Here is a 2,384-nt window from a genome sequence, read left to right as displayed (position 1 = left end):
ACTGGACTGCGCCAATGCCGGGTTGTGCAGCAGCCCTTGGTCGTCCAGCGTGTCCAGGTCGATGCGCCGCGCGCCTTCAGGAACCACCTCGGTACTGAACGTCAGCAGGCACTTGGCCTGGCAGTCGTCAAGCATGAACCCTTGGCGCTCCAGCGAGGCGTTGCGATCCAGCGGCACGTAGGCTGCCGCGCACTTGAGAATCGCCAACTGGCTGGCCAGCAGCTCGACGGCGCGTGGCAGCAGGATCGCCACGCAGTCGTCCGGTTGCACGCCGAGGCCGATCAGGTGATGGGCCAGGCGATTGGCCTGCTCGTTCAGCTCCGCGTAAGTCACTTTCCGCAGTCCGTGCACCACCGCAATCGCGTGCGGCAGGTGCGCGGCCTGGGCCTCGAACAGCGCCAGGACGGTCTGCTCGTGGGGATAGGCGCGTTTGGTGGCGTTGAAATCCTCCAGCAACTGGTTACGTTCGCTCTCCGGCAGGATCTCCAGGCGGTTGAGTGGTGTCTGGGGTGCGTGTTCAAGGGCCTGCACCAGATTTTCCAGGGCCGTGTGCATGTAAGCGCAGATGCGCGCCGCACCGATTCCCTGCGACACCAGGGCGCTCAACATGAAGCCGTCGCCCAGGTCGTCCACCGATAGGGTCAGCGGGTAGTTGGTCCGTTCTTCGTTACTCCGGAACTCGATGCCATCCCACGCGGCCAGGGTTTCATTCGAGACCTCGGCCGCTGCGCTGGCGCTGTGCCGATAATTGAGCAGTGCGCTGAACAACGGCAACGGTGCAACCACGCCACTGCAACGCTGCGCCAGGGCCAGCGAGGCGTGTTCATGGCCCAATAACCCGGTCAGGCGAGCGTGAGTGGCTTTCACCCCATCGCGCACGCCTTGGCTGCTCACTTCGACCCGCAACGGCAAGGTATTGATGAACATGCCCAGCGCCCGGTCCGCGCCATCGCCGCCCTGCATCCGACCCAGCAGGACCGTACCGAACACCACATCGTCCTTGCCTGACACACATCCCAACACCTGCGCCCAGGCCAGGTGGACCAGGCTAGCGGCACTCACGCCCAACTGCCGGGCTTGTGCTCGCAGACGCAGGCTCAAGGTTGCCTCGACAACTTGCCGGGCATGCTCGATGTCCTGACCGTCGCCGCTCACGTCCTGCAAGCCGAAAGGTAGCGTCGGCTCGTCGACATCGCCGAGCATCTCGCGGAAAAACCCTTCGTGCTCTTGTTGGCTCACACCCAGGCGCGCTTGCGCCACATAGTTGCGGTACGGCATCGCCACGGCCAGTTGGTCGGCCTCGCCCAGCAGGTGTGCCTGCATCTCGTGCTGCACCACTTCCAGGGCTGTGTGGTCGAGGGCCATATGGTGGAACAGCAACACCGCCACCCAACGCCGGTTGATCACGTCTTCGGCAAAGACCAGACGCATCAGCGGAGCCTGGGTGATGTCCAGCCGGTAGTGTTGCGGGTCGAAACGATGCTGCAGCTGCGCCGCGATCTCGCCCTCGGAAATGTCCAGGGCGAGCTCTTCCAGGTGCAATTTCGCTTCGCGCCACACCACTTGGATCGGCGTGTCGAAGCCTTGCCACACCACGCTGGTGCGCAGGATGTCGTGCCGATCGATGACGTGTTGCAGGGCGTCCACAAACGCCGTCAGCCGGTCGAGACTGTGCAGTTCGAACACGGTTTTCAAGACATAGGGGTCGCCCTGCTCGGCGGCCAGGTGATGGTAGAGAATGCCGTCCTGCAGTGGTGCCAGCGGGTAGATGTCCTGCACATTCGGTGCCCCTCCCGGCACTGTCGCCACGACCCGGTCAATGGTCGCCTGATCAAGGTCGATCAGCGTGAGCATGTCCGGGGTGATCCGTCCGCAGTCCGGAACAATCCGGTTCACCGGGACATCCACCTCCCGGCCACTGCCGATGGCCGCGCCCAGCGCAGCCAAGGTCGGCTGGCTGAACAACACCCGCACGTCAGCGCTCAAGCCGACCTGGCGCATGCGTTCGATCAGCGTGACCGCCAGCAGCGAATGGCCGCCCAGCTCGAAGAAATTGTCGTGGCGACCGACCTGGTCAACCCTGAGCAGTTCGGCCCAGAGTTGTGCCAATAGCTGCTCGACCTCGCCTTGCGGGGCTTCATATTCACGGCTGACGTAAGCGTCGCTGTCCGGCGCCGGCAGTGCACGGCGGTCGAGCTTGCCGTTGGCGGTCAACGGCAGTGCGTCGAGCCGCACGTAGGCCACCGGAATCATGTAGTCCGGCAATTGCCCCTGCAAATGAGTACGCAGCGTCTCGATGTGTGGCGCAACGTCCAGGTCCCGCGGCGTGAAGTACGCCACCAGGCGCTTCTCGCCCGGGGTGTCTTCGCGCACCAGCACCACGG

General features: G+C 64.3%; 1 protein-coding gene. It reads right to left on the bottom strand.

Annotated elements, in window-relative coordinates; all coding sequences use genetic code 11:
- The coding region (locus AACY42_RS28255) for a condensation domain-containing protein (RefSeq protein ID WP_339483789.1) at window positions 1–2,384 on the bottom strand (2,384 nt) is incomplete at both ends.

The sequence above is a fragment of the Pseudomonas sp. RL_5y_Pfl2_73 genome (assembly GCF_963970515.1).
Taxonomy (GTDB): domain Bacteria; phylum Pseudomonadota; class Gammaproteobacteria; order Pseudomonadales; family Pseudomonadaceae; genus Aquipseudomonas.
Note: the sequence above shows the minus strand (reverse complement) of the source record. Positions and strands in the feature narration are given on the sequence as shown.